This is a genomic window from Aeromonas sp. OTU364 (assembly GCF_038440395.1).
Taxonomy (GTDB): Bacteria; Pseudomonadota; Gammaproteobacteria; order Enterobacterales; family Aeromonadaceae; genus Aeromonas.
In genome coordinates this window covers 1-26,610 of the sequence record NZ_JASATR010000021.1, presented here as the reverse complement: position 1 = coordinate 26,610, position 26,610 = coordinate 1, and the positions used below count along the sequence as shown (strand labels likewise).

General features: G+C 62.6%; 23 protein-coding genes and 9 tRNA genes. 10 read left to right on the top strand and 22 right to left on the bottom strand.

The window, feature by feature from the left end; genetic code table 11:
- Positions 1–57: 57 nt before the first annotated feature.
- The 6 genes from AAHB08_RS18020 to yqfB form a co-directional block, all read right to left on the bottom strand.
- Complete coding sequence (locus AAHB08_RS18020; RefSeq protein WP_342059681.1) at positions 58–1,197, bottom strand: MFS transporter; 1,140 nt, start codon at positions 1,195–1,197, stop codon at positions 58–60.
- A gap of 10 nt (positions 1,198–1,207) precedes the next feature.
- On the bottom strand, positions 1,208–2,767 hold the full coding sequence (locus tag AAHB08_RS18015) for an ABC-F family ATP-binding cassette domain-containing protein (RefSeq protein WP_342059680.1): 1,560 nt from the start codon (positions 2,765–2,767) through the stop codon (positions 1,208–1,210).
- Positions 2,768–3,107: 340 nt separating this feature from the next.
- Positions 3,108–4,799: an alpha-glucosidase gene (locus AAHB08_RS18010; protein ID WP_342059679.1), complete on the bottom strand. Its 1,692-nt coding sequence runs from the start codon at positions 4,797–4,799 to the stop codon at positions 3,108–3,110.
- 190 nt (positions 4,800–4,989) lie between these two features.
- The gene (locus tag AAHB08_RS18005) at positions 4,990–5,370 is read right to left on the bottom strand and encodes a DUF1622 domain-containing protein (RefSeq protein ID WP_342059718.1); all 381 of its coding nucleotides are present in this window, start codon (positions 5,368–5,370) and stop codon (positions 4,990–4,992) included.
- A gap of 61 nt (positions 5,371–5,431) precedes the next feature.
- Entirely contained in the window at positions 5,432–6,352 is a 921-nt protein-coding gene (locus tag AAHB08_RS18000) for an alpha/beta hydrolase (protein ID WP_342059678.1), read from the bottom strand.
- 88 nt (positions 6,353–6,440) lie between these two features.
- Positions 6,441–6,773 carry a N(4)-acetylcytidine aminohydrolase gene (gene yqfB / locus AAHB08_RS17995; protein WP_342059677.1) on the bottom strand — a complete coding sequence of 111 codons (333 nt, stop codon included), beginning with the start codon at positions 6,771–6,773 and terminating at the stop codon, positions 6,441–6,443.
- Between the two features lie 281 nt (positions 6,774–7,054).
- Here yqfB and AAHB08_RS17990 point away from each other — a divergent pair, with 281 nt between their 5' ends.
- Positions 7,055–8,887, top strand: a complete 1,833-nt coding sequence (locus tag AAHB08_RS17990) for an SLC13 family permease (RefSeq protein ID WP_202046449.1) — start codon at positions 7,055–7,057, stop codon at positions 8,885–8,887.
- Between the two features lie 185 nt (positions 8,888–9,072).
- On the opposite strand, the gene AAHB08_RS17985 is transcribed toward AAHB08_RS17990, so the two are convergent.
- The 15 genes from AAHB08_RS17985 to lolB form a co-directional block, all read right to left on the bottom strand.
- Positions 9,073–9,156, bottom strand: a tRNA-Leu gene (locus AAHB08_RS17985).
- A gap of 8 nt (positions 9,157–9,164) precedes the next feature.
- Positions 9,165–9,241: transfer RNA gene (locus AAHB08_RS17980), tRNA-Met, on the bottom strand.
- A gap of 36 nt (positions 9,242–9,277) precedes the next feature.
- A tRNA-Gln gene (locus tag AAHB08_RS17975) sits at positions 9,278–9,352 on the bottom strand.
- Between the two features lie 41 nt (positions 9,353–9,393).
- A tRNA-Gln gene (locus tag AAHB08_RS17970) sits at positions 9,394–9,468 on the bottom strand.
- A 17-nt stretch (positions 9,469–9,485) separates the two neighbouring features.
- Positions 9,486–9,562: transfer RNA gene (locus AAHB08_RS17965), tRNA-Met, on the bottom strand.
- A gap of 36 nt (positions 9,563–9,598) precedes the next feature.
- Positions 9,599–9,673: transfer RNA gene (locus AAHB08_RS17960), tRNA-Gln, on the bottom strand.
- 47 nt (positions 9,674–9,720) lie between these two features.
- Positions 9,721–9,795 (bottom strand) — tRNA-Gln (locus tag AAHB08_RS17955).
- Positions 9,796–9,808: 13 nt separating this feature from the next.
- A tRNA-Met gene (locus tag AAHB08_RS17950) sits at positions 9,809–9,885 on the bottom strand.
- A gap of 235 nt (positions 9,886–10,120) precedes the next feature.
- Positions 10,121–11,212, bottom strand: coding sequence for a redox-regulated ATPase YchF (gene ychF / locus AAHB08_RS17945; protein WP_005330171.1), 1,092 nt, complete (start codon positions 11,210–11,212; stop codon positions 10,121–10,123).
- A 233-nt stretch (positions 11,213–11,445) separates the two neighbouring features.
- Positions 11,446–12,042 (bottom strand): aminoacyl-tRNA hydrolase, encoded by a 597-nt coding sequence (pth, locus tag AAHB08_RS17940; RefSeq protein WP_005330168.1) that lies wholly within the window; start codon positions 12,040–12,042, stop codon positions 11,446–11,448.
- A gap of 181 nt (positions 12,043–12,223) precedes the next feature.
- The gene (locus AAHB08_RS17935) at positions 12,224–14,257 is read right to left on the bottom strand and encodes a bifunctional metallophosphatase/5'-nucleotidase (protein ID WP_342059676.1); all 2,034 of its coding nucleotides are present in this window, start codon (positions 14,255–14,257) and stop codon (positions 12,224–12,226) included.
- 96 nt (positions 14,258–14,353) lie between these two features.
- Positions 14,354–15,301 (bottom strand): ribose-phosphate pyrophosphokinase, encoded by a 948-nt coding sequence (locus tag AAHB08_RS17930; RefSeq protein WP_139435637.1) that lies wholly within the window; start codon positions 15,299–15,301, stop codon positions 14,354–14,356.
- A gap of 172 nt (positions 15,302–15,473) precedes the next feature.
- Positions 15,474–15,548 (bottom strand) — tRNA-Gln (locus AAHB08_RS17925).
- Positions 15,528–16,418 (bottom strand): 4-(cytidine 5'-diphospho)-2-C-methyl-D-erythritol kinase, encoded by an 891-nt coding sequence (ispE, locus tag AAHB08_RS17920; RefSeq protein WP_342059675.1) that lies wholly within the window; start codon positions 16,416–16,418, stop codon positions 15,528–15,530. Before ispE ends, AAHB08_RS17925 begins: the two co-directional genes overlap by 21 nt.
- Positions 16,415–16,993: a lipoprotein insertase outer membrane protein LolB gene (gene lolB, locus AAHB08_RS17915; RefSeq protein ID WP_162519166.1), complete on the bottom strand. Its 579-nt coding sequence runs from the start codon at positions 16,991–16,993 to the stop codon at positions 16,415–16,417. Before lolB ends, ispE begins: the two co-directional genes overlap by 4 nt.
- A gap of 125 nt (positions 16,994–17,118) precedes the next feature.
- On the opposite strand from lolB, the gene hemA reads away from it, so the two are divergent.
- The 7 genes from hemA to AAHB08_RS17880 all read left to right on the top strand — a co-directional run bounded on the left by hemA (position 17,119) and on the right by AAHB08_RS17880 (position 24,075).
- Entirely contained in the window at positions 17,119–18,378 is a 1,260-nt protein-coding gene (hemA, locus tag AAHB08_RS17910; RefSeq protein WP_139435633.1) for a glutamyl-tRNA reductase, read from the top strand.
- 50 nt (positions 18,379–18,428) lie between these two features.
- Positions 18,429–19,517, top strand: a complete 1,089-nt coding sequence (gene prfA / locus AAHB08_RS17905) for a peptide chain release factor 1 (protein ID WP_041205238.1) — start codon at positions 18,429–18,431, stop codon at positions 19,515–19,517.
- Between the two features lie 5 nt (positions 19,518–19,522).
- Positions 19,523–20,356, top strand: coding sequence for a peptide chain release factor N(5)-glutamine methyltransferase (prmC, locus tag AAHB08_RS17900; protein WP_342059717.1), 834 nt, complete (start codon positions 19,523–19,525; stop codon positions 20,354–20,356).
- A gap of 42 nt (positions 20,357–20,398) precedes the next feature.
- Positions 20,399–20,782, top strand: coding sequence for a SirB2 family protein (locus tag AAHB08_RS17895; RefSeq protein ID WP_139435631.1), 384 nt, complete (start codon positions 20,399–20,401; stop codon positions 20,780–20,782).
- A gap of 11 nt (positions 20,783–20,793) precedes the next feature.
- Positions 20,794–21,594 carry a SirB1 family protein gene (locus AAHB08_RS17890; RefSeq protein ID WP_342059674.1) on the top strand — a complete coding sequence of 267 codons (801 nt, stop codon included), beginning with the start codon at positions 20,794–20,796 and terminating at the stop codon, positions 21,592–21,594.
- Between the two features lie 38 nt (positions 21,595–21,632).
- Positions 21,633–22,487, top strand: coding sequence for a 3-deoxy-8-phosphooctulonate synthase (kdsA, locus tag AAHB08_RS17885; RefSeq protein ID WP_139435627.1), 855 nt, complete (start codon positions 21,633–21,635; stop codon positions 22,485–22,487).
- Between the two features lie 304 nt (positions 22,488–22,791).
- On the top strand, positions 22,792–24,075 hold the full coding sequence (locus tag AAHB08_RS17880) for a dicarboxylate/amino acid:cation symporter (protein ID WP_342059673.1): 1,284 nt from the start codon (positions 22,792–22,794) through the stop codon (positions 24,073–24,075).
- 108 nt (positions 24,076–24,183) lie between these two features.
- Here AAHB08_RS17880 and grcA read toward each other — a convergent pair whose 3' ends face one another.
- The gene (grcA, locus tag AAHB08_RS17875; protein ID WP_025326187.1) at positions 24,184–24,564 is read right to left on the bottom strand and encodes an autonomous glycyl radical cofactor GrcA; all 381 of its coding nucleotides are present in this window, start codon (positions 24,562–24,564) and stop codon (positions 24,184–24,186) included.
- A 560-nt stretch (positions 24,565–25,124) separates the two neighbouring features.
- Here grcA and ung point away from each other — a divergent pair.
- A complete protein-coding gene (ung, locus tag AAHB08_RS17870; protein ID WP_202046444.1) occupies positions 25,125–25,811 on the top strand; it encodes a uracil-DNA glycosylase in 687 nt (228 codons plus the stop codon).
- 166 nt (positions 25,812–25,977) lie between these two features.
- Positions 25,978–26,526, top strand: coding sequence for a hemerythrin domain-containing protein (locus AAHB08_RS17865; protein ID WP_202046443.1), 549 nt, complete (start codon positions 25,978–25,980; stop codon positions 26,524–26,526).
- Positions 26,527–26,610 lie beyond the last annotated feature (84 nt).

Genomic DNA, 26,610 nt, shown 5'->3' with positions numbered 1-26,610 from the left:
GACGAAAAAGGGCTCCCGAGGGAGCCCTTGTTGTGTGCGAGCGTGGGGATCAGCCCATCAGGCCCCGGGTCGGACGGGGCGCAGGGCGACGATGGCCCCGCCAAAGAGCGCCATGGCCAGCAGTGCCAGGGCCACAGGCCCCGCACTGTAGGCAAACCCGGCGACGGCGGACCAGAGCGCCACCCCGAGGTGCATCATGGTCATCGCCAGCGACATCAGCATGCCCCTGTGGGTCGACGAGAGCCCGGCAATGTGGCCCTGCAGGGCGGGGGAGCCTATGCCGCCCGCCAGCGCCCACAGCCCGAGCGGCAGCAGCAGGGCAGGCAGTGAGGCGGGAGAGAGATAGAAGCCGACGCTGACCGGCACGCAGACCATCAGGGCCAGGCGCATCAGGACGCGCCCGCTCTCGACCCGGCCAGACAAGCGGGGCATCAGCAGGTTGCCGATGACGCTGATGATGCCGAGAGCCCCATAGAGGAGCCCCACAGACCCCATCGACAGGCCCTGGGTGTCGCGCAGGTGCTGGCCGACCAGGTTGAACAGGCCAATGCCGCCGCCCAGGCCCAGGCACATGGCCAGCAGGGCGCCGGCCGCACCCGGGATGGCCAGCAGGCGGACGCCCTTATCCTCCTGCCGCGCTGCCGATCTGTCTGCCAAAGACCTGCCAGCGGGCAGCAGGGCCAGGGCCGCCGCCACTCCCCAGGCACAGAGGCCGAGCAGGATAAAGGCGGCGCGCCAGGAGTGCCACTGCGCGAGCAGCGCCCCCAGGGCCGGGCTCGCTATCATGCCCAGCGTCAGGCCGGACTGCACCCAGGCAATGCGCTTCATGGCATCTTTGCCCGTGCCGTCTGCCGCCATGGCAAAGGCGATGGGCAGCATGCCGGCACTGGCGAGGCCGGTGAGCACCCGGCTTGCCAGCCCCCACTCGAAGCTATCGACCAGGCCGGTGGCGATGGAGGCGGCCCCGAACAGCAGGGCGGCGGGCAGCATGATCCTCACCCTGCCGAGGCGATCCGAGAGGCTGCCGAGCAGGGGGGCGATCAGCGCCAGCGCCAGGCTGTAGGCGGTGATGAACAGCGTGACCCGCTCGGGCTGGACCCCCAGCTCCCGGCCTATGGGGGTCAGCAGGGGGCCCAGCATCAGCTCATCGGCACCCACCAGGAACGCAATAAAAAAGAGCAATACTTTCAATAACATGATCTTCACCTTACGCATGTGATACCGAGTTGGTGGCCGCGAGGGCGTGAATGTCCAGCACCCGATCCGGCCAGCCGGCCACGAAGGCCTGCTCGTGGCAGACCACCACCACAGTCCCGGCATAGCCCTGCAACGCCTGTTGCAGGGCTGCCTTGAGGGCGGCATCCAGGTGGGTGGTCGGTTCGTCCAGGATCAGCAGGTTGCTGGGTTGCAGGGCCAGACGGCACAGTTTCACCCTGGTCTGCTCCCCGCCACTCAGGGCGGCGATCGGTTGCAGTGCCAGCTTGCCCCTGATGCCGACCCGGGCCAGATGCAGCCTGGCGCCCTTGTCATCGAGGGCGGGGCAGGCGGCCTTCACCAGGGCGAGCGGGCTGGCATCCGGATGGGGCCAGTGCAGCGCCTGTTCGAAGTAGCCCGCCTTGACCCCGGGGGCGAGACTGAGCCCACCGCCCAGGGGAGCCAGCTCCCCCGCCAGCGTCTTGAGCAGGGTGGACTTGCCGACGCCGTTGAACCCGGCGATCACCACCTTTTCCCCCCGGCTGAGGGTCAAAGTCAGGGGCGCCAGCAGCGCGCGATCATGGCCGATGACCAGTTCAGAGGCGGCGAGCACCTGCTGGCCGCCGCCCCCGGCGCTGCGAAACGCGAGGGAGACCCCCTTGTCCCGCTCCGGGCTGGTCAGGCGCTCGATGCGTGCCAGCTGCTTCTTGCGACCGTTGGCGATGCTGGCGTTGACCCCGGCGCCGTTCTTGGCGATGAACCGCTCCAGCTTGTCGATCTGCCTCTGCTGCGCCTGGTATTGCCGGGCGTGAGCGGCATCATCCGCCCTCTTCTGGGCCATGGCCTTGTCGAGGTTGCCCTGGTATTTGCGAAGCTGCAGGCGATCGATATCGCAGATGCCGGTGGCGATGCGGTTCACGAAATCCCTGTCGTGGGAGACCACCAGGAAGGCGCCCGTGAAGCCTTCCAGGTAGCTTGCCAGCCAGGCGACGTGGGCGCTGTCCAGGTAGTTGGTCGGCTCATCGAGCAGCAGCAGATCCGGCGAGCGCAGCAGCAAGCCGGCCAACATCACCTTGTGGCGCTGGCCGCCGCTCAGATTGGCCAGGCGGGTCTGCATGCCGAGCTGGGTGAGGCCAAGGCCGGCGGCCACCTCGTCGATCCGGCTCTCTATCTGGTAAAACGACTGGCTCTCCAGGGTGGTCTGGAGGCTGGCGGCCAGGGCCAGCTGGTGGGGCTGGGCACAGCGCGCCGGGCTGGCATAGATGGCCATCATCTCCGCCTCGGCCCGATAGAGGGGGGCAAAGGCCGTTTGCAGATATGCCCGTATCGTCAGTTGCCCGTCCAGCTGGGCATGCTGGTCGAGATAGCCACGGTCAAGACCGGGCTGCCAGAGAATATCCCCGGCGTCAGGCTGGCGCTCCCCCTGGAGCAGCTTGAGCAGGGTGCTTTTGCCGACGCCGTTCCTGCCGCTGATGCAGATATGTTCGCGGGGAAGCAGGGTGAAGCTGGCGTCCTGGTACAGTGTCTTGTCACCGAGGTGACAGGTCAGATGGTGAATGCTGAGCAGACTCATGGTGCTATATCCATAAAAAAACGGGGGCGGTACTTGGCGTACCGGCCCCCGTTTCACGCAATATTGAAACTTTGTCCTGAAGATCAGAAACAAAAAGGCCGGCGATGAAGCATCTCGCCGGCCTTTCTCCTGTTCTCATCAGATGCGGGGTCACCTCCCTCTATGGAGGGCGCAAGCGCTATCTGATGAAGATTCAGAAGAGATGTGGCTCCGGGCAACACTTCATCGTGTTAGTGCACGGAGCACAGCCTCCTGACAGAACATTTGAACAGGATGTACAACATTGCAGAGCAGTCCAACATGAAATCTGGACGCAAAATACGCAGATTCCGGGGGAGAGTCAACCCGCTAGCCCCTGACCAGGCCTGCTCAGCTCGGTTCTATGGGGGTCTGGCGGGAGCGCCATGGCGGGCTCCACAAGAAGCCAGACCGCCGTCTGGTAGGGGGCAAAGCAGGGCCCTGGCTGGCCGGGGTAGTTGCCCATCAGCAAGCTGGCGTCGCTGGCTAGCTTGTCAAAATAGGGCATGGGCAAGGGGGTTGCGGTGAGATTGGCGAGCAGCAGCAGAGTCTGCGTCTGGCCGGTGGCCGGATCCCGCCAGCGGCGGCGGTAACTGATGCGCAGGGGATCGTCCCCATCCAGCAGTTCGAAGTCGCCATGGCGAATGACGGGGTGGGCCTTGCGCAGGGCGATGAGCTGGCGATAGCAGTGAAACAGGGAGTCGGGGCGGGCCAACTGCTCGGCGGCGTTGATCTCCAGGTAGTTCTCGTTGAGCGCTATCCAGGGCTCTGCCGTGCTGAAACCGGCCCGGGGGCCCGAGTCCCACTGCATCGGCGTGCGGGCGTTGTCGCGACCGATGGCATCGAGGCGGCGGGCGAGCTCGGCGGGGTCCAGTCCCGGCTGGCTGGCGCTGTAGTTGATGGCCTCCAGATCGCGCAGCTCCTCTGGCTGCCAGCGGCGGTTGGTCATGCCAAGCTCCTCCCCCTGATAGATGAAGGGAGTGCCCTGCATCATGTGCAGCACCAGGGCCCACTGCTTGGCACTCAGCTCGCGCCACTCGGGGCTGTCGTCGCCGAAGCGGGAGACGGCGCGGGGCAGGTCGTGGTTACCCAGAAACAGGCTGTTCCAGCCTTGGCCGTGCAGTCCGCTCTGGTGGCGGGCCATGGCGCCTTTGAAGGTGAAGAGGTCAAAGCGGGAGGTCCATTTATCGCGCCCCAGCCCCAGGTGCTCGAAGTTGAACACCATGCTGAACTCGCTGTCATCCGGGTTCGAATAGTGCCGCATCTGGGCCAGATCTGCCCCCCAGGTCTCACCGACAGTGATGATCCCCTTGCCGCCGAAGCTGGCGCCATTGAGTTCGCGGATATAGTCGTGCAGGCGGGGGCCGTTGCTCATGGCAAGCTGTGACCACTCCTTGCTCACCATGTCGATCACATCGAAGCGAAACCCCTTGATGCCCCTGGCCAGCCAGAAGTTGATCACCTCCGCCATCTCGGCCCGCACCGCCGGATTGTCCCAGTCGAGATCGGCCTGGCTCGCATCGAAGTTGTGCAGGTAGTAGCGATCAAGCGCTGGCACGTATTCCCAGGCACTGCCGCCGAAGATGGAGTTCAGCGGGTGGGCATCGACGAAGCTCTGGTCCCGAAAGACGTAATAGGCCTGGTAGCGGGGATCCCCGGCCAGCGCCTGCCTGAACCACGCATGTTCAGTGGAGGTGTGGTTGGCGACTATGTCCATCATGATGCCCATGCCGCGCGCTCCCGCCTCGGCAATGAACGAGTCCATCTCGGCCAGGGTGCCGAAGGCGGGGTCGATAGCGCGGTAATCCGCCACGTCGTAGCCGTTGTCCCGTCTGGGGGAAGGGTAGACGGGGGTGAGCCAGAGCAGGTCCACTCCGAGGGTCGCCAGGTGGTCCAGGCGCTGGCGGATGCCGTTGATGTCCCCCATGCCATCACCGTCGCTGTCCTGAAAGCTCATGGGGTAGATCTGGTAGATAACGCACTGATCGAGAGTGAGGGCGGTGTGAGGATGCATCAGCGTGGCCGGTGGCGAAGTGGTCCCGCCATGTTACGCAGTGGGAGCCGGGGTCGACAGGGTGAGGTGGGCCTTGAAAAGGGTTCCATTGTTGGCTGATAGCCAAAACTGCGGGCAGTGTCACAAAGCCACCATCCCGACCAGGGCCTGGTCGGGATGGTGGCGTACTCATATGCCCGCCGGCGTGCCCTTATCGGGTCGCCTCGGGCTGTTCGGCGCCGGGTGTCTGCTGGCGTTCGGCCTGGGCCTCCAGCTCCTTGCCGAGGAAGTAGTTCAGGAAGGTGCGGATCACCGCGATGATGGCGAGGCGGATCAGCTCCTCCTTGCTCGGCGCCACTGTGGTGGCCAGGATATCGGCGGCGAGCTGGAACTCCAGCGCCAGGATGAGCCAGCTACCGAAGCAGAGGCGAATGCGCGGAAAGCCGGGCTGGTGATCCCGCACCCGTGCCGCCAGCCAGAGGGTCTTGCCAAGTCCTATCACCACGCAGGCGATGGAGATGATCTCCAGCAGCAGCTGGAACAGCTCGACCCCGTGCATCATGCCCTCTTTCAGGCTCGCTATCTCAAACACTAGGGTCACCTCCCTGATTCAAAAGAGACACTTTTAGCACGGCATGGGGGTTGGAGCCAACTCAGAGCCCCTTGATCAGCATGGCGACCTGCGCGATGGCATGACGGGCCGCAGGGCTGATGCCCGCCAGCTGGAAGAAACCGTGGATCACCCCGAGCTGCCGCTGACAGGTGGCGGCAACACCGGCTCGCAGCAGTTTGCCATAGAAGGCCTCTCCCTCGTCACGCAGGGGATCGCACTCGGCTGTGAGGATGTGGGTGGGCGGCAGTCCCGCAAGATCAGGATGGTGCAGCGGACTCGCCTCGGGATGGCTGGCGGGCAGCCTGCCCAGATAGGCCTGAAACCCGCTGAGCAGCATGTCACGGGTGATAAGGTAGTCCTCACCGAGCTGCTGATAGCTGTCACTGTCGCCCGCAGCATCGAGCATGGGATAGATGAGGATCTGGGCGGCGGGCAGTGCCGCTCCCGCCTCCTTGAGCCGCAAGGTGGTGACCAGGGCGAGGTGGCCACCGGCGCTGTCGCCTGCGAGTGCGACCCGCCCGGGATCGCCGCGCCACTGCGGCAGCACGGCCATGATGGCGAGGGTCGCGGCCAGCGCATCGTCATGGGCGGCAGGATAGCTATGCTCGGGGGCGAGGCGTGTGTGGACGGCAAACACCAGGGAATTGGCACTGTTGCACAGCATCCGCATCTGGCGATCGTGGGTCTCGAAATCCCCGCTGACGAAACAGCCGCCGTGGAAATAGATCAGCACCGGATAGGCGGGGCAAGGGGGGCACTTGGGCTGGTAGAGCCGGATGGCGTAGTGATCGGCCTGCCACTCTTCGATGGCGCCCACCTCTGCCCGCTCTCCCCCCAAGACGGCAGAGGCAAGATAGCCCTCACGCCGCTCTTGCCAGCTCAGGCCGCTCGCCTTGGGGCGGCCTGCTGCGATGAAGTCCGCCACCATGGTCGCAATGGCCGGTTCAAGTTGTGTATCCATAACGCACCCATCAACTGTATATAAAAACAGGTATTGTGCGCTTTTGGCCCGGGAGCGCAACCGGCGTTAGCTGAGGCCGCTCACAAAATCAGGCTTCAATCAGTGTGAATTCAATCATATAGAGCGGCGGCAGTGCGGGGTAGATGTCCCGGATGACGGTTTTGAGCTCGGCTAGGGTCATGTTCTCCTGGCGAGCGTGCTCGTCGGTCAGCTCATCGAAGGCCACGGGGGTGACCGAGAGCACCTCTATGGCACCAAAGGGCTGGTGTTCCGGATTGGTGAAGAGTGCGAGCCGCTGGCCGGGCTGCCAGTTGGCCTCGCTCTCGTCGCGGATGGTGATGGTCTTGCGGCCGGACTGGATATCGGCGACGAAGCGGCCGAAGAAGGTGAATTCCGGGTAGGTTGGGGTGTGAACAGACATCTTCTCTCCGAAGGACAAGGGGTGGGCAGGGGCCGGATCAGCCAGCGGCTGGCCCATTCTAGGTGTGCCGATGAGGTCGCGCAGCACTTTTTGCCTGGGCGTGCGAGGGGCGGGCGCCGGCGCCCTTGCTCTGCCGTGCAAAGTGGCCGCAAGTGAACCCGAATGTGCGATGATGTGGGCTCCTCTTTCTTGATATGTAACAAAATGGAGGGGGACTGGCTGTGGTCTGATGGCGTCTGGCGCGGTTCTCCGCCCGGCGGACATGAACGAAAGGAGCGAGTGTGAATTCCGAGTTGATCTGGGTGCTCAGTATGCTGGTGGGCGCCATCTTCCTGTTTATTACCAACAGGGTGCGCATGGATGTGGTGGCCTTGTTGATCATCATCCTGTTCGTGTTGAGCGGCACCCTGACGCTGCCGCAGGCGCTGGCGGGGTTCAGCGATCCCAACGTCATCCTGATCGCCGCCCTGTTCGTGGTGGGGGAGGGGCTGGTGCGCACCGGCATCGCCTATCAGGTGGGGGATGCCCTGGTGAAGGTGGCGGGCAGCAGCGAGACCCGGCTGCTGGTGCTGCTGATGGTGGCGGTGGCGACCCTGGGGGCCGTGATGAGCAGCACAGGGGTGGTGGCCATCTTCATCCCCGTGGTGCTGAGCGTGGCGAACCGGATGGGGATCCCGGCGGGACGGCTGATGATGCCCCTCGGCTTTGCCGGTCTCATCAGCGGCATGATGACGCTGGTGGCCACGCCGCCCAACATGGTGGTGAACAGCGAGCTGATGCGCCATGGCATCCAGGGCTTCGGCTTCTTCGGTTTCACCCCCATGGGGGTGCTGATCCTCGGGCTGGGGGTGATCTACATGCTGCTGATGCGTCATCGTCTGGTGCACGAGGGGGAAGAGGGCAAGGGCAAGCAGGCGGGGCGCAGCACAATGCGCGACCTCATCCGCGACTATCGCCTGGCCGGCCGGGCACGCCGCCTGGCGATCCGCCCCGACTCTCCCCTGATAGGCCAGACCCTGGACGAGCTGCAGCTGCGTGCCCGCTTCGGGGCCAACGTCATCGGGCTGGAGCGCTGGCGCAAGTTTCGGCGGGTGATGGTGACCGTCTCCGGCGTCACCGAGTTCCAGGCCAAGGACGTGCTGCTCATCGACATGTCCGACCCCGAGGTGGATGTGCGGGAGTTTTGCAGCGAGGCGCGGCTCGAACCCATGATATTGCGCGGGGAGTACTTCTCGGATCAGGCGCGGGAGGTGGGCATGGCCGAGGTCTCCCTCATTCCGGGATCCCGGCTGCTCGGCAAGAGTATCCGCGAGGTGACCTTCCGCTCCCGCTACGGCCTGAGCGTGGTGGGGATCCGCCGCAACGGCGAGGCGCTCACCGGCAAGCTGGTGGATGAGCCGCTGCTGATGGGGGACAGCCTGCTGGTGGTGGGCAACTGGAGCCTCATTCGCCAGTTGCAGACCCACCACAGGGATTTCCTGCTGCTCGGCCTGCCCGCCGAGGTGGACGAGATGGCGCCGGCCCGCAGCCAGGCCATCCACGCCCTGATCGCCCTCGCGGTCATGATAGTGCTGATGGTGACGGATCCCGTGCCCAACGTCATAGCGGCGATCATCGCCTGCCTGCTGATGGGCAAGTTCCGCTGCATCGACATGGAGAGCGCCTACAAGTCCATCCACTGGCCGACCCTGATCCTGATCGTCGGCATGTTGCCCTTCGCCCTGGCGTTGCAGAAGACCGGCGGGGTTGATCTCATCGTCGGCGGGCTGATCTCGGCGGTGGGGGAGATGGGGCCCCGTGTCATGCTGGCCAGCCTGTTCGTGCTCTGCGCCGCCATCGGGCTCTTCATCTCCAACACCGCCACCGCTGTGCTGATGGCCCCCATTGCGCTCGGCACGGCCCAGCAGATGGGGGTCTCTCCCTATCCCTTCGCCATGACCATCGCCATTGCCGCCTCGGCGGCCTTCATGACGCCGGTCTCCTCACCGGTCAATACCCTGGTGCTCGGGCCCGGCAACTACAAGTTCATGGACTTCATCCGCGTGGGCGTGCCCTTTACCCTGCTGGTGATGGTGGTGAGCGTCATCGCCATCCCCTGGTTCTTCCCGTTCTGACAAGGGGAACAGAGACAAGCGGCCTGCGGGCCGCTTTTTATTGGCCATCAATCCCGCCGCTGTGGGATGAGGTTTGGGCTGACAAGCCAGTGAGCAGGGAGAACGGCAGGGAAGGAGAGGAGACAAGGGCTGAAATCCGGGCACAAAAAAACCAGCATGAGCTGGTCTGTTTGGTACTGCCTTGATGGTGCGGAAGGAGAGACTCGAACTCTCACGCCTAGGGCGCCAGAACCTAAATCTGGTGCGTCTACCAATTTCGCCACTTCCGCAATATTAATGGTGGCTATGACGGGATTCGAACCTGTGACCCCCGCATTATGAGTGCGATGCTCTAACCAACTGAGCTACATAGCCGTCTTGTGACCGACTCTCGTCGAAAACAAGTAAAAATGGCTGGGGTACTAGGATTCGAACCTAGGGATGGCGAGATCAAAACCCGCTGCCTTACCGCTTGGCGATACCCCAACGACGATGCCTGACAGAGACTATCAAACATCTTCTAAAAATGGCTGGGGTACTAGGATTCGAACCTAGGGATGGCGAGATCAAAACCCGCTGCCTTACCGCTTGGCGATACCCCAACTGAACAACTTGTAAATGGTGGCTATGACGGGATTCGAACCTGTGACCCTCGCATTATGAGTGCGATGCTCTAACCAACTGAGCTACATAGCCGTCTTGTGACCGACTCTCGTCGAAAACAAGTAAAAATGGCTGGGGTACTAGGATTCGAACCTAGGGATGGCGAGATCAAAACCCGCTGCCTTACCGCTTGGCGATACCCCAACAGTGCTCCTCGACAGTCATGAGACTGGCCAAAGAACTTTTAAAAATGGCTGGGGTACTAGGATTCGAACCTAGGGATGGCGAGATCAAAACCCGCTGCCTTACCGCTTGGCGATACCCCAACTGAATGATTAATGGTGGCTATGACGGGATTCGAACCTGTGACCCTCGCATTATGAGTGCGATGCTCTAACCAACTGAGCTACATAGCCAACCGTGCTTCCAGTGAGTCGTTGCCTCGTCACTGTGCGGCCGGAATTATGCGTATCTGGCTCTGGGGCGTCAACCCTTTTTTTGCCAGAAAAACCGAATTTGGGTGCGTTTGGCGAGTTATTGGACGCTGTCGCGCAAAAGCCCAACAATCTGGTTTTTTTTGCGACATTTGGCAGCAGATCCGCAACCTGCGCCCATAACAAAGAGGCCAGCAAATGCTGGCCTCTCATGGGGTTAGACGTTGAACAGGAAGTTCATGATATCGCCATCCTTGACGATGTAGTCTTTCCCTTCGGCGCGCATCTTGCCCGCTTCCTTGGCGCCTTGCTCACCCTTGTAGGTGATAAAGTCGTCGAAGGCGATGGTCTGGGCGCGAATAAAGCCTTTTTCAAAGTCGGTGTGGATCTTGCCCGCCGCCTGCGGGGCGGTGGCGCCGACCGGAATGGTCCAGGCGCGCACTTCCTTCACCCCGGCGGTGAAGTAGGTCTGCAGGTTCAGCAGCTCGTAACCTGAGCGGATCACCCGGTTCAGGCCCGGCTCTTCGATCCCCAGATCGGCCATGAACTCGGCGCGGTCGGCGTCGTCCAGCTCGGCGATGTCCGCCTCGATGGCGCAGCAGACCACCACCACAACGGCGTTCTCGGCGGCGGCGATCTCACGCACCTTGTCGAGGAAGGGATTGTTGTCGAAGCCATCTTCCGCCACGTTGGCGATGTACATGGTGGGTTTCAGGGTCAGGAAGTTGAGGTGGGCAACGGCCGCCAGCTCTTCCTTGTCCAGCTTCATGCCGCGGATCATCTGGCCGTTTTCCAGGGCAACCCGAATCTTTTCCAGGGTCTCCACTTCCAGCTTGGCATCCTTGTCGCCGCCCTTGGCGCGCTTGGACTGACGGTGGATGGCGCGTTCGCAGGCGTCCAGATCCGACAGGGCCAGTTCGGTGTTGATCACCTCGATGTCATCGGCCGGGGAGACCTTGCCCGCCACGTGGATGATGTTCTCGTCCTCGAAGCAGCGCACCACGTGACCTATGGCTTCGGTCTCGCGGATGTTGGCCAGGAACTGGTTGCCCAGACCCTCGCCCTTGGAGGCGCCCGCCACCAGACCGGCGATGTCCACAAACTCCATGGTGGTCGGCACCACGCGCTGGGGGTTGATGATGGCCGCCAGCTGGTCGAGGCGGGGATCCGGCATGGGGACCACACCCGTGTTCGGCTCAATGGTGCAGAACGGGAAGTTGGCGGCTTCGATGCCGGCCTTGGTCAGCGCATTGAACAGGGTGGATTTGCCTACATTGGGCAGGCCCACGATACCGCATTTAAAACCCATGAATTGTTACCTTACGTGATGGATGCTGTTGAGGGCCGCTTAACCTGTCCACGCTCTTACTGCGAGGCCGTGATCAAGGCTCATGTGCTGCTCGGAATCCTCACGTATGCCTATACGCTCCGGTTCCTGCGCTGCGCTTCACCTTGCTGACGACCTCTCGTCACAGTGCGTGGACAGGTTCTTGGGCAGCCCTGTCATATTGTGCGAGCCTGACTCATGTCAGGCATCTGTATTCAGACTTTCTCGGCCTTGAAGCTGTGCAGCCGGTTCATGGCCTTGGTCATGTCCTGCTTGAACAGGATGTCGGTGGCGCGCAAGGACTCATCCAGTGCTGCCTCGATCAGGCTCTGTTCACTGCTGGGCGCCTTGGTCAGCACGAAACCGGCGACCAGCTCCTTGGCACCGGGATGACCTATCCCGAGGCGCAGCCGGAAGAAGTTATTGTTGTTGCCCATCCTGGCGATGATGTCTTTCAGGCCATTGTGGCCGCCGTGACCGCCGCCCTGCTTGAACTTGGCGATGCCGGGGGGCAGGTCCAGTTCGTCGTGGGCCACCAGTATCTCCTCCGGGACTATCTGGTAGAAGCGGGCCAGGGCCGCCACCGCCTTGCCGGAGAGGTTCATGTAGGTGTTCGGGATGAGCAGCCGCACATCCTGCCCCTCCACCAGGAAGCGGGCGGTGTGGCCGAAGAACTTGGGCTCTTCGCGCAGGCTGACATTGTGCCAGCGGGCTAGCTGCTCCACATACCAGGCCCCCGCGTTGTGGCGGGTCTTGGCATATTCGGGGCCGGGATTACCCAGCCCGACAATCAGTTTGATTTGATGGGTCACGCTTGATGTCTTCACTCGCTACTTGCCATGAGCGGATGGCCCGGGGCAATGGGACGCAATATTCTAGCCGCCGAGTGGCGATCACTCAACCAAAGCTCGGCAAGCGGGGGGAATAACCCGGGAACCGGGTGCCAACGATCGCCAAAACGGGTCTGGTCAGGCCCGTTTCTGACGCAGTGGCTCAAGGGACGTCGGCTTGACCGGCACGCAGCAGGGTCACCGTCTCTTCATCCAGGGCGGTCACCAGGGGGCGGGCATGACGCACATAGTCCACGAACGAGGCTGCGTCTGTGCCGCAATCCACCTTGGCCGCCTTGCAGTCGAGGGCCTTGCCCGGCCCATAGACGGCGCTGAGCTGCTCGCCGCGCTGTGCCACTGCCAGCACCGGGAAGGCGGTCAGCTGGCCTGCTACCCAGGCGAGATCCACCCGCTCGGCACTCTGACTCTCTGGACTCTGGTTCTCTGGACTCTGGCGCTGGGCCCGTGCCAGAGCCTGCCAGCCGTCGTTGCCGTTGGCGCTGTAGGCGTTGGTCACCACCCGGTAGCGCTTTGTATCCACTAGATCCTGCCACTGACCCTCGGCCGTTTTCCACTGCAGGCGAGTCAGTTGGCCCGCCTTGCCTGCGTCGGTCTCCTGGAAGCTGTAACGTAGGTGGCCGCCATAGGGGAACTTGCCCGCATGGGCGCTGGCGGGCAGGGTGGCGGTGATGGTCTCGGTCAGCAGGGCCCGCACCTCGGCGCCGGAGAGGGTCAACACGGTGAGCGGGTTCTTGAACGGCAGCAGGCTGAGGGCCGCCTCCCCTTCACGCAGTTCACCGGCGGGCAAGTCGGCGCGCACGCCCCCCACCGCCAGCAGGGCGAAGTCGACCGGGCCGCCGGTCAGGGCCTGCACCTGCGGGCTATTGGCCCAAAAATATTGGCCTTCCGCCACCAGGGGCGCGACGTCGGAGCCGTGGTTGTCGCTGCCGTTGTCGCCGGGGCGGCGGGCATTTTGCAACGGCGCGGGAAGGGTGCCGATGACGGGGCCGTAGGCCTGCTCCAGCGCCGGTTTGTAGTGGCTGTCGATGATGCCGCGCAGGCGCGGATCTTCATCCACCGTCACCAGGTTGGGCTGGGCGTCGATGAACTTGCCGGCCTGCTGGCTGCGGGTCTTGTCCAGCGTCTGCTGGCGGGCCGGATCGGCGAAGAAGTCGCGGCTGGCCAGCAGCTGGTTCTGACCCTTGCAGGCGATGACCCGGCCCTGGGCGTCGAAGCTGACCCGGGCAAGGCCGATGGCCTGGGCGTAGGATCCCGCCTGCACCACGCAGGTCAGGCCGACGCCGTCCGGATTGGTGACCAGCGCCGCGTATTCCCCCGTCTTGCCCCAGCCGATGTTGCGAAAGTCTCCGAGCAGGCTGTGGGAGTGGCCGCCGACGATGGCATCGATGCCATTCACCCTGGCCGCCAGCGCCAGATCCCGGGCGTTGCCGATGTGGGTGAGGGCGACGATCCGGTTGATCCCTCTGGCTTGCAGCAGGTCGACCGTGGCCTGGGCCGAGGTCACTTCCTTGGCAAAGCGCAGCTTGCCGACGTTGGGGGAGATGTTGGCCATGTCCTCCAGCACTAGCCCGACGACGGCGACCAGCTGCTTGTCTGCGGGCAGATGGTCGAGATCGGTGACCGGGCTCTTCTGGTTGCCATCGAAGGCATAGACCACGAAGGGCTTGAGGTTGCTGGCCTGGCTCAGATCCGGATCGTCGCGGCTGTCCAGATTGGCGGCCAGCACCGGGAAGTTCACCCCCTGGATGAAGCGGGCCAGCTTCTGGTTGTCGAGATCGAACTCGTGGTTGCCAAGGGCCATGGCATCCAGGCCGAACTGGCTCAGCAGTTCGGCATTGGCCATCCCCTCGTTGAGCTTGAAGTAGCCGCTGCCCTGCCAGGCATCGCCGCCGTGCAGCAGCAGTATCGGCTGGTTCTTGGCGAGCGCCTCGGCCTGGAAGGCTTTCGTCATGGTGAGCAGGCGCGGATAACCGCCGAGGCGGGTGTAGAGGGTGTCGGTTTCCCCCTGCCTGCCGAAGAGGGGTCCCTTCAGCTCGGCATTGACCGGGTCGAACTGGGAGTGGGTGTCGTTCATGTGTGCCAGGGTCAGGGTGAAGGGCGGATCCTGCTGGCCGGTCAGGCAGGCAGAGAGCAGGGCGCACAGCGGGAGGAGAGTGAGGAGACGCAAGCACTTCATGGGGACATCCTTAACCTGCGGGGGCAGGGCATTACATTGACCAGGCTTGAAAAAACAAAAACCGCCAGTTGGCGGTTTTTGTCACAACGGGGTCTATCAATGCTCAAACATGGCAGAGATGGACTCTTCGTTGCTGATACGACGGATGGCCTCGGCCAGCACGGAGGAGAGGGTCAGCTGCTTGACCTTGCCGACGGCTTTCATCTCCGCGGTGAGCGGGATGGAGTCGGTGATGATCAGCTCGTCGATGACCGAGTTCTTGATGTTCTCCACTGCGGTACCGGAGAAGACCGGGTGGGTCGCATAGGCGAACACGCGCTTGGCACCGCGCTCTTTCAGCGCTTCTGCGGCCTTGCACAGGGTGCCGCCGGTGTCGATCATGTCATCGACGATGACGCAGTCACGGCCAGCCACGTCACCGATCAGGTGCATGACCTGGGAGACGTTCGGACGGGGACGACGCTTGTCGATGATGGCGATGTCGGTGTCGTCCAGCAGCTTGGCGATGGCACGGGCACGGACCACGCCGCCGATGTCCGGCGAAACGACCACGGGGGATTCGAGGTTCTTGGACTTCATGTCTTCCAGCAGCACAGGGCTGCCGAACACGTTGTCTACGGGGACATCGAAGAAGCCCTGGATTTGCTCGGCATGCAGGTCAACGGTCAGCACGCGATCCACACCCACGCTGGAGAGGAAGTCGGCGACGACCTTGGCGGTGATGGGCACACGGGCGGAGCGGACGCGGCGGTCCTGACGGGCATAACCAAAGTAGGGAATAACGGCAGTGATACGGCCAGCTGAAGCACGACGCAGTGCATCCACCATGACGATCAATTCCATCAAATTGTCGTTGGTCGGGGCACAGGTGGATTGAATGATGAAGATATCGCCACCGCGTACATTCTCATTGATCTGTACGCTGATCTCGCCGTCGCTAAAGCGACCTACGGCAGCATTGCCGAGTTTGATAAACAGGCGATCTGCGATCTTCTGGGCTAGTTCCGGCGTTGCGTTACCAGCAAACAGCTTCATGTCAGGCACGGTTTGAAACCTCGGGGTTGCATCCAGTATGTGGGGAGTCTGATTCAGACCCGTATCGTTTGGGGGCAAACGATTTATCAAGATAACGGACAAGGTCTCTGGAAGTTCATGGTGGCGCCGGATTACCCGGGTGGACGGCAGAGCCACCACCTCAGGCGCCATTATGTCAGATTGGCTGGGGTACTAGGATTCGAACCTAGGAATGGCGAGATCAAAACCCGCTGCCTTACCGCTTGGCGATACCCCAATCACTGACTTGTTGCAAAGTGACGAAGAGTGGTGATATGTTCTCGCCCTTGGCGACAAACCCATCCCAGCCTTCCGGCACCCTTGCCAACACCTTCCGAGCAGCCACTTCGTCTTCAAATTGAGCAAAGACGCAGGCGCCAGTGCCCGTCATTCTTGACGGCGCGTATTCTAGCAACCAGCCGAGCGCATTGGCAACCTCGGGGTGGCGCTTTTTCACCAGCAATTCGCAATCGTTTTTCCACACCCCTTCCAGCAGGTTGTGTAATGTCATCCTGGGGGTGTCGCGGGGCAGCTCGGGATCCTGAAACACCGCCGCCGTTGCCACATGGCAATCGGGCTTGAGCACCAGATACCAGGCGCTCGGCAGCTCCACCGGTTGCAGCCTCTCGCCGACCCCTTCTGCAAACGCGGCCCGGCCGCGCACGAACACAGGCACGTCGGCCCCCAGCTGCACGCCGAGCTGTGCCAGCTCCTCTTCGCCGAGACCCGCCTGCCAGAGATGATTCAGCGCCACGAGGGTGGTGGCGGCATCAGACGAGCCGCCGCCGATGCCGCCCCCCATGGGCAACACCTTCTCCAGCCGGATATGGGCCCCCATCGGGCTTGGCAGCCTGGCCTGCAACAGGCGGGCGGCCCGGATGATGAGGTTCTGTTCATCCGGCACCCCGGGGATGGCCGGGCTCAGGGTGAGCAGGTCGGTATCGGCGAGCGGCTCGAACTCCAGCCAGTCGCCGTGATTGAGGAAGATGAACAGGGTCTGCAGCTCGTGATAGCCGTCGGGACGGCGGCCGTTGATGTGCAGGAAGAGGTTGAGCTTGGCCGGTGCCGGCCAGCGGATCGGCGCCTGCCGGATGGTGTCCTGCATCATGGCGCCAAGGTCCATTGGTTGATCTGCAACTTGAGGCGGCTGCCCTGGCCCGTCATGGTCAGCAGGTGGGGCAGCCGGTAGTTGTCCTGATCCCGGTAGTCCCCATAGACGATCTGCCACTGGCCGTCGCGCACCGAGGCCAGGCTGGCATCGGGATTGAGCTCGAATTCGGCCTGGCCCGGCAGCCCCTTGATCCACTCCGGCAACCCGGCGACCGGAATATTCCAGCCGGTGAGTTGATAGACGAGGGCTTCGGCATCCTGGCTCTGATGCACCTTGCCCTCGTTGTCGGTCAGGGTGATCTCCCCCTTGCTGCGGGAGAGTTCCAGGATATGGGTGCCGATCAGGCTGGTGAGGTTGAGGCGATAGTCATCGCCGTTCTGCTGCCAGTTGAGGCGGGCGCTGCCTTTCTGGCGCGCCGTGATGATGGCCATCTTGCCCGACAGCTCCCAATGGGTCAGCTGCTCGAGACGGGCCCGTTCCTGCTGCCAGTTGACCTGATCCCGCTGGGGTTGAGTGGTGGTACAGCCGGCCAGTACCAGCAGGCAGGCGAGGGAGAAGATACGCAACAACAAGGTCGTGCTCCGGATAAGAGATTTGCCACAGTATAAGGGGCGGCCGTATTGCTTTTAAAGACTTACCCTTTCTCGTACAATTGTCGGCCTTCATACCCTGTGCACGAAACGATCATCACCCACCCATGAGTCTGCTTGCCCTCGGAATCAACCACAACACCGCCAGTGTCGCCTTGCGGGAACGGGTCGCATTTGGCCCGGACTGCATCGATCGCGCCTTGCGTGAGCTGGTGGAGCAGCCCGGCGTCAGCGAGGCGGTGATCGTCTCCACCTGCAATCGCACCGAGCTGTACTGCAGCCTGGAGCAAGGGCAGGGGGAGCAGGTGCTGAGCTGGCTGCAGCGGTTCCACGCGCTGGAGGCGAGCGAGGTGCTCTCCGCCATCTACCGCCACCAGGACGAGGAGGCGGTGCGCCACCTGATGCGGGTGGCCTGCGGGCTGGACTCCCTGGTGCTGGGAGAGCCGCAGATCCTGGGGCAGATCAAGCAGTCCTACGCCCACGCCCAGCAGGCGGAAGCGGTGAAGGGCTCGCTGGAGCGCCTGTTCCAGAAATCCTTCTCGGTGGCGAAACGGGTGCGTACCGACACCGAGATCGGCGCCAGTGCGGTCTCGGTGGCCTTCGCCGCCGTGAGCCTGGCCCGCCGCATCTTCTCCGATCTCTCCCAGACCAAGGTGCTGCTGGTGGGGGCGGGCGAGACCATAGAGCTCGTCGCTCGGCATCTGCGCGAGCAGAGCGTCACCCAGATGATGGTGGCGAACCGCACCCTGCAGCGGGCCCAGCTGCTGGCCGAGGAGTTCGGCGCCCAGGTGATGACCCTCGAAGAGATCCCGGACTACCTGCACGAGGCGGACATCGTCATCAGCTCCACCGCCAGCCCCCTGCCCATCATCGGCAAGGGCATGGTGGAGCGCGCCCTCAAGGCCCGCCGCTTCAGGCCCATGTTCCTGGTGGACATCGCCGTGCCCCGCGACATCGAAGCCGAGGTGGACGAGCTCTCCGACGCCTATCTCTACACGGTGGACGATCTGCAGGGCATCATCGAGCAGAACCTCGAGACCCGCAAGCGGGCGGCCGCCGAGGCCGAGCTCATCGTGCAGGAAGAGCGCGACGACTTCATGGGCTGGTATCGCAGCCAGCACTCGGTGGATCTCATTCGCGATTACCGCCACCAAGCCCAGCAGGTGGCGGATGAAGAGTTGCAGCGTGCCCTGCTGGCCCTGCAACAGGGCGAGAATGCCGAGCAGGCGCTCAAGGCCCTGGCCCACCGCCTCACCAACAAGTTGATCCACGCACCGACCCAGGCCCTGCGCCAGGCCGCCGCCCAGGGGGACAGCCACAAGCTGTCCCAGCTGCGCCAGGTGCTGGGATTGTCACAAGAGTCATAGTTTGGGGGTGGCCAGCCGGCTGCCCCTCCTCCATCGAGAACACAAGATTTATGAACCCGTCATTGATCAGAAAGCTGGAAGGCCTCATCGAGCGCCACGAAGAAGTACAGGCCCTGCTCGGGGAGCCCGGGGTCGCCTCGGATCAGGACAGATACCGTGCCCTGACCCGGGAATATGCCCAGCTCGAAGACATAGTGCACGCCTTCCAGCGCTTCCGTCAGGCCGAGGAGAACCTCGAGACCACCAAGATGATGCTGGAAGAGGATGACGCCGACCTGCGCGAGATGGCGCAGGAGGAGCTGCCGCTCGCCAAGGCGACCTTCGAGGAGCAGGAGCAGGCGCTGCAGGTGATGCTGCTGCCGCGGGATCCCAAGGATGACAACAACTGCTATCTCGAGATCCGTGCTGGCGCCGGTGGCGACGAGGCGGCCATCTTCGCGGGGGATCTGTTCCGCATGTACTCCCGTTACGCCGAACGCCAGGGTTGGCGCGTCTCCATCGTCAGCTGCAACGACGGCGAGCACGGTGGCTACAAGGAGGTGATCGCCAAGGTGGACGGCGAGCACGTCTACGGCCGTCTCAAGTTCGAGTCCGGCGGCCACCGGGTGCAACGGGTGCCCGAGACCGAATCCCAGGGCCGGGTGCACACCTCCGCCTGTACCGTGGCCGTGCTGCCGGAAGTGCCGGAAGCCGAACAGATCGAGATCAACCCCTCAGAGCTGAAGATCGACACCTTCCGCGCCTCCGGGGCCGGTGGCCAGCACGTCAACAAGACCGACTCCGCCATCCGCATCACCCACCTGCCCACCGGGCTGGTGGTGGAGTGCCAGGATGAGCGCTCCCAGCACAAGAACCGCGCCAAGGCGATGTCGGTGCTCTCCGCCCGCCTGCAGGCGGCCGAGGACGAGCGTCACCGTGCCGCCGAGCAGAGCACCCGCCGCAACCTGGTGGGCTCTGGGGATCGCTCCGAGCGCATCCGCACCTACAACTACCCCCAGGGTCGCCTCTCCGAGCACCGCATCAACCTCACCCTCTATCGGCTGGGGGAGATCCTCGAAGGGGATCTGGATTGCGTCATCACGCCCCTGGTGCAGGAGTACCAGGCGGATCAGCTCGCCTCCCTGGCCGAGAGCAACTAATGCCCATGCAGATCCAGCAGGCTCGTGCCCACATCATGGCGACCCTGGCTTTTGGGGAATCCCCCCGCGCCGACGCCGATGCGCTGCTCTGCCATCTGCTGGGTTGCCGGCGCAGCTACCTGATGACCTGGCCGGAGCGCGAGCTCGATGCCGCCCAGCAGGCGACTCTGCAAGGGTGGCTTGACCGTCGGCTGGCCGGTGAACCCATCGCCCACCTCATCGGCGAGCGGGAGTTCTGGTCCCTGCCGCTGAAGGTGAGCCCGGCCACCCTGATCCCGCGCCCGGACACCGAGGTGCTGGTGGAGCAGGCGCTGGCACGCTTGCCGGCCGGCCCCTGCGCCCTGCTGGATCTCGGCACCGGCACCGGCGCCATCGCGCTGGCGCTCAAGTCAGAGCGGCCCGATGCCGATGTATGGGCGGTGGATCGGATGCCGGACGCCGCCGCCCTGGCCCGCGCCAACAGCGCGGCCCTGGGGTTGCCCATCGCAGTGCGGGACGGCAGCTGGTTCGCGCCCCTGGCGGATGCACCGCGTTTTGCGATGATCGTCTCCAATCCGCCCTATATCGACGGGGCGGATCCCCATCTCGACGAGGGGGACGTGCGTTTCGAGCCGCGCTCCGCCCTGGTGGCGGACGAGCAGGGGCTGGCGGACATTCGCCTGATAGTCGCCGGTGCCCCCGCCCATCTGTGCCCGGGGGGCTGGCTCCTGCTGGAGCACGGTTGGGAGCAGGGAGCCGCGGTGCGTCAGCTTCTGCTGCAACAGGGCTACTGCCAGGTGGAAACCGTGCGGGATTATGGGGATAACGAGCGGGTGACCCTGGGTCGTCTGGCGCCGTGATGATGACGGGCGGAACTGTCCGCCCCTGTGCAAGGAAATCATATGTATGTTGCTCTCAAACATCTGCACCTCACCCTGATTGTCGGGGCCGTGCTGATGTTTATGCTGCGCTTTTACTGGGCCCAAACCGGCTCCATTCATGCCCGTAACGGCCGGGTGCTGCAGGCCAGCGGCTGGCTCAATGGCCTGGTGGTGCTCTCCGGCGTGCTGCTGTGCATGGTGCTGGATCTCAATCCCCTCAACAACGGGATCCCCTGGCTCAGCGAGAAGCTGAGCGCAGTGCTGGCGGTGGCCTTCCTCGGCATGATGGCGCTGCGCCTGGCGCGCAGCAACAGCATCCGCTGGTTTGCCTTCCTGGGCGCCCTGGGGTGGATCTTCTTTATCGCCAAGCTGGCGGTGCAAAAGCAGGCCAACCTGTTCGGTTAGGGATGACGACGATGATACGTGTGGATGAGTGGACCGACTTCGAGGCCCACGACCTGGCCGAACTGGCGCTGTCGGTGAGCGACGAGATCCTGGGCCATGGCGGCGCGGGAGAGGCCGAGCTGGCCCGCCTCGATAGCTGGCTGGACGAGGCCATAGTCGAAGGGGACTGTGACGAGGTGCGCCGTCAGCTGTTGCAGGGCTTCTACCAGACCCTGGGGTTTCGGGGCGACTGGCAGGATTACTTCTCTGCCGCCAACTGCGACCTGAACCAGGTGCTGGTGCAGCGCAAGGGCATACCGGTGAGCCTTGGCATCCTCATCATCCAGCTGGGTCGCAAGATTGGCCTGGATGTGGAGGGGATCTGCTTCCCGGGCCATTTCCTGGTGAGCTTCGCCGGCCTGGAGGGGGAGGTCTATGTGGACCCCTTCAACGGGGACGAGCTGAGCCTGCACCGCATCGAGCTGCTGCTGCGCGGGGCCCTCGGCAACCTGGCAACCCTGAGCAACGACCATTTGCAGCCTGCGGGGCAGTGGGAGATCATCGAACGCCTGCTCAACGTCAGCAAGGGGGCCCTGCTGCGGGAGGAGCGCATGGCCGAGGCGCTGCGCACCAGCGAGCTGTTGCTGCGCATGAAGCCCGGTGATCCGCTGGAGACGCGGGACAGGGGCTTCATCTACGAGCAGCTCGACTGCCCCCGTTTCGCCGCCGACGATTTTGAATACTTTATTGAACAATGCCCGGACGATCCTGTGGCCGACGTGCTGAAAACCCAGCTGGCCAGCCTGGATCTTAGCCCCAAGCCCCTCCATTGAGGGCCTCTGGGGAAGCCCTTTCACTTAAGGATGCTGAGATGGAACAGAAGAATATCAAGATCAACGCGATCGACGTCGCCAACGACAAGCCCTTCGTGCTGTTCGGTGGCATGAACGTGCTGGAATCCCGCGACATGGCGATGGCGGTGTGCGAGAAGTACGTGGAAGTGACCAGCAAGCTGGGCATACCATTCGTGTTCAAGGCGAGCTGGGACAAGGCGAACCGCTCCTCCATCCACTCCTACCGCGGCCCGGGTCTGGAAGAGGGGATGAAGATCTTCCAGGAGCTCAAGGCGACCTTCGGCATGCCGGTCATCTCCGATCTGCACGAGCCCCATCAGGCCAAGCCGGTGGCGGAAGTGGTGGATGTCATCCAGCTGCCCGCCTTCCTGGCGCGCCAGACCGATCTGGTGGAGGCCATGGCCCGCACCGGCAACGTCATCAACATCAAGAAGCCGCAGTTCCTGAGCCCGAGCCAGATGAAGAACATCACCGACAAGTTCGAGGAGTGCGGCAACGATCGCCTGATCCTGTGCGAGCGCGGTGCCAGCTTCGGCTACGACAACCTGGTGGTGGACATGCTGGGCCTGGGCGTAATGAAGAAGAGCACCGGCGGCTACCCCGTCATCTTCGACGTGACCCACTCCCTGCAGTGCCGCGATCCGCTGGGGGCCGCCTCCGGTGGTCGCCGCGAGCAGGTGACCGAGCTGGCCCGTGCCGGCATGGCGGTCGGTCTGGCGGGTCTCTTTATTGAGTCCCACCCGGATCCCAAGATCGCCCGCTGCGACGGCCCGAGCGCCCTGCCGCTGGAGAAGCTGGAAGGCTTCCTCAAGCAGATGAAGGCCATCGACGATCTCATCAAGGGCTTCGAGCCCCTGGATACCTCCGTCTGATCCAGCACGCCGGTTGAGTTATGCCAAATGCCCCGCCATGCGGGGCATTTTTTTATCCAGCATGTTTTCATTGGGCTCCTAAATACATCGCCGACCAAATATATCAAGGTTGCCGTGGTGTTAATGATGTTAAATATATTGTGTGATTAATGTCTCTTAATTGCTTCTTATAACGTGTGACAGTGGCGCCGTTGCGATGACGAAATAGCATGACGCCGGCGAGGGAAGGATATTTTCTCGTGACCGCTCCCTGCATGCCTATTTCTGCCATATGAGCTGTCAATTAATTAACAGGACGTTAATCATGCACAAGAAAGTATTCAGCAGCCTTTATTTCCAGGTGTTGCTTGCGATCACCCTGGGGGTATTTCTGGGACATGTCTATCCCGATCTCGGGGCTGATATGAAGCCGCTGGGTGATGGCTTCGTGAAATTAATCAAGATGATCATTGCCCCCGTTATTTTCTGCACCGTAGTGACCGGCATCGCCGGCATGGAGAGCATGAAGGCGGTGGGGAAAACCGGTGCCATCGCGCTGCTCTACTTTGAAGTGGTGAGCACCATAGCCCTGGTCATCGGGCTGTGCGTGGTCAACCTGCTGCAACCCGGGGTCGGCATGAACGTGGATCCCGCCACGCTAGATGCCAGCGCCATCTCGGCCTATGCCGAGCAAGCCAAGTCCCAGGGCATCATCGCCTTCCTGCTTGACGTGATCCCGGGCAGCGTGATCGGCGCCTTTGCCAGCGGCAACATTCTTCAGGTGTTGCTGTTTGCGGTGCTGTTTGGCTTCTCCCTGCATCATATCGGCGAGAAGGGGAAACTGGTCTTCAATATGATTGACAGCTTCTCCCAAGTTATTTTCGGCATCATCAACATGATCATGAAATTGGCACCGGTTGGCGCCTTTGGTGCCATGGCGTTTACCATAGGAAAATATGGTATCGGCTCCCTGGTTCAGCTCGGTCAGTTAATTGCCTGCTTCTATGTGACCTGTCTGCTTTTCATCTTCATGGTGCTGGGCAGCATTGCCAGGGCAAATGGTTTCAGCATAGTGCGCTTTATTTCCTACATCCGGGAAGAGCTGCTGATCGTGCTGGGCACTTCCTCTTCCGAATCCGTATTGCCGCGCATGCTGGTGAAGATGGAGGCGCTCGGCTGCAAGAAGTCGGTGGTGGGCCTGGTGATCCCGACCGGTTACTCCTTCAATCTGGATGGCACCTCCATCTACCTGACCATGGCGGCCGTCTTCATCGCCCAGGCGACCAATACGCCGCTGGATCTGTTCCAGCAGCTCACCCTGCTGGTGGTGCTGCTCATCTCCTCCAAGGGGGCGGCCGGGGTCACCGGCAGCGGCTTCATCGTGCTGGCGGCCACCATCTCGGCGGTGGGGCACCTGCCGCTCGCCGGACTGGCGCTGATCCTGGGGATAGATCGCTTCATGTCCGAGGCGCGGGCCCTGACCAACCTCATCGGCAACGGTGTGGCGACCCTGGTGGTGGCGCGTTACTGCGATCAGCTCGACGAGCAGAAGATGAACGAGGTGCTCGCCAACCCGGTCAAGGGGCTGAAGGTCGACCAGCACGGATAGCCGGCAGGTGCGGCCTGCGAGGCGAGGATGGGCAGGCACTGTGGCTTGCCCATAAAAAAACGGCCCGAGTGGGCCGTTTTTTTATGGTGCAGATGACAGCAGAGCGACTTACAGGCTCTGGGTGAAGGTGCGGGTGACCACATCACGCTGCTGTTCCGGGGTCAGGGCGTTGAAACGCACTGCGTAGCCGGATACGCGGATGGTGAGCTGCGGGTATTTCTCCGGATTGGCGATGGCGTCTTCCAGGGTCTCGCGGCGCAGCACGTTGACGTTCAGGTGTTGACCACCCTCGACCACGGGTTCGGTCTGGACCGGCAGTTCACGGTATTCGAACTGGCCCAGGTCGGACAGTGCGACTTCCTGATCGGCGACGAAGCTGTCGCCCTTGGCGCAGATGCAGCGAGCCTGCTGCTTCTCTTCATCCAGCAGCCAGAAAGAGTTCAGCAGTGCGGCGTTGGCGGACTGGGTGATTTGGATGCCCTTGATCATGGTATGACTCCTCATAGGAAAGCGGATTCAACGGTAAGCACATTACCCTGATGTTTTTAAACCACCTTGGTGACGGGATGATTTAACGGGGCCTTGCCTTACACCTTTACTTCGTTGGGGTCATATATATCACGATGGTAATAATACGAAAATTGATCCAAATCAATAAATGCGCGATTTGCGCGCGAGAAAAGGGATTAATTCATTGAGATTAATCAAAAAGAGATCATTTTTATGATTTCGTAAGATATATGAATTATGCATTTTTTATTGGGTATATCTAGTAATTTAACTACACCTTTAGCCGTTATTCTCTTTATAAGGTCAGGGCCGGGTGTCTTATCAGGTTAGGGGGGCGCCGCTGGCTGAAGCCATTGACCGTCATCTCGATCGCCAGGGTGCCAGGGGAAAGGGGACACCGGGATGCAGGTGCGGCCATCTCCTTGAGCCGAGTCGCGGTTGCGTCTTGCTGCCCGGCCACCTATCCTGAGCCCCTTGCGGCATTCATCGAGGATATCGGGGTGCCAGAGGCAGTGGATTCACAGAGAGAGGAGACTGGCGTGCTGACCTGGAAGGACGTGATCGGTTCTGAGAAAGAGCAGGACTATTTCAAGGCAACCCTGGCGACCGTCAGGGAGGAGCGGGAAGCGGGCAAGGTGATCTACCCCCCGGCCACCGAGGTGTTCAATGCCTTCAAGCTGACCGAGCTGGACAGCGTCAAGGTGGTGATCCTGGGGCAAGACCCCTATCACGGGCCGAGCCAGGCGCACGGCCTCTGCTTCTCCGTGCTGCCCGGGGTGCGCACGCCCCCCTCCCTGGTCAACATCTACAAGGAGATGCAGCGGGATCTGCCGGGTTTTGTCACACCCGGTCACGGTTATCTGGAGTCCTGGGCCACCCAGGGGGTGCTGCTGCTCAATACGGTGCTGACGGTGCAGGCGGGCATGGCCCACTCCCATGCCCACCTGGGCTGGGAGACCTTTACCGACAGGGTCATCGAGCGGATCAACTCCCACTGCCAGGGGGTGGTCTTCCTGCTGTGGGGAGCCCATGCCCAGAAGAAGGGGCGCTTCATCGACAGGCAGCGTCACCATGTACTGACGGCTCCCCATCCCAGCCCATTGTCCGCTCACCGCGGCTTCATCGGCTGCGGCCACTTCTCCGAGGCAAACCGCCTGCTGGTGCAGCAGGGGATGAGCCCCATCGACTGGCTCTCGGTCTGCCATGACCAGCCCGTGCCGGCCTGACCGTCTTCCCGCCTCTGCGAGTGGCCAGGGCACGCAGGCCTGCCCGCTGGTCTGCGCCGCCGGGGCGGGGATTGTCTGCAACTGATTTGATTGAGTGCAAAGTTCGGGTAATAAATGACCGTATACTCGAGACAGTCTCTTTTTCAATTCAGCGCAAGGAGTGCTCATGTTATCCAGTCTCCATAAGGACCACCTCAACATCGCCAGGCTGCTGACGCTGCTCAAGCACAAGCTGGCAGCCATCCGCAATGAGCAGCCGGTGAGCTATTTCCTGCTCCGGGACGTGGTGGACTACTTGCGGGAGGTCTCCGACAAGTTCCATCACCCCAAGGAAGACATGATCTATGACTACTACCTGAAGTACAGGGTGGTGGAGGGGGAGGTCGCCAACCGGCTGCATGAGGAGCACGCCCGCCTGCTGGTGGCCGGCACCGAGCTCAAGGAGATGGTGGAGATGATACTGATGGACGCCGTCATTCCGCTTGAGCAGTTCACCGCCAAGCTGGAGCAGTTCATCGAGCAGCAGGAGGCCCACATGAACTATGAGGAAGGGGTGATCTTCCCTCATCTGCGTGACTCCCTGACCGAGGATGACTGGCGCCACCTGGAGCAGCTCTGGCAGAACAGGGCCATCAATGATCCCCTGTTCGGGGCCGAGGTGAGCCAGCACTTCCAGGCGCTGGCCAAGCAGCTCTCGCTGCCCCCCTCATCCTGAAATGGCAGGCGGACCAAAAAACGACGCCCCCGCGTGGCCGGGGCGTGGTGTTTTTAATTGTGGGGGGGGGTGTGGCGCCCAACG